Origin of the sequence: Roseiconus lacunae, assembly GCF_008312935.1 — a bacterium.
Classification (GTDB): domain Bacteria; phylum Planctomycetota; class Planctomycetia; order Pirellulales; family Pirellulaceae; genus Stieleria; species Stieleria lacunae.
The window spans coordinates 1-410 of record NZ_VSZO01000082.1 but is presented as its reverse complement, the minus strand read 5'-3'; the positions used below and the strand labels follow the sequence as shown (position 1 = coordinate 410).

Below are 410 nucleotides of genomic sequence, written 5' to 3'. Positions count from 1 at the left end.
AAGCACGCCATCGAGATCGATGCAATTGTCGACGCAATCGATTGTCAGCGTCCGACGATTGTTGTTGGTGACTTTAATAGCATCTCTACTTTCAGGGCACCAAAGCGGCTCGCTGAACTTGGATTGATTGATGCGTACGCTTCGGTGCATGACGACGCGGATAGCCACCCAACTTGGAACTGGCCGACACGTCCGTTGCCTCTTGCACTCCGAATCGACCACATTTTCCACACGCAACACTTCACGACGACAGACGCCGAGATTGTCCGTCGAGTTGGGTCTGACCATTTCCTCGTGGTTGCCACACTCGAATTCGGCGAACCAGACGATACACGTGAGTCGCCGCGTTGAGTTTATTGAAGTGGTGAGTCGTTCGCGGCGACCACGTGATCGTTATCGTTCGTCGTGCT

Annotated in this window: 1 protein-coding gene; it reads left to right on the top strand. The window is 53.7% G+C overall.

Features of this window, described 5'->3' with window-relative positions; all coding sequences use genetic code 11:
* A partial coding sequence (locus tag FYC48_RS28055; RefSeq protein WP_200836717.1) for an endonuclease/exonuclease/phosphatase family protein occupies positions 1–351 on the top strand: 351 nt, incomplete at its 5' end.
* Positions 352–410 lie beyond the last annotated feature (59 nt).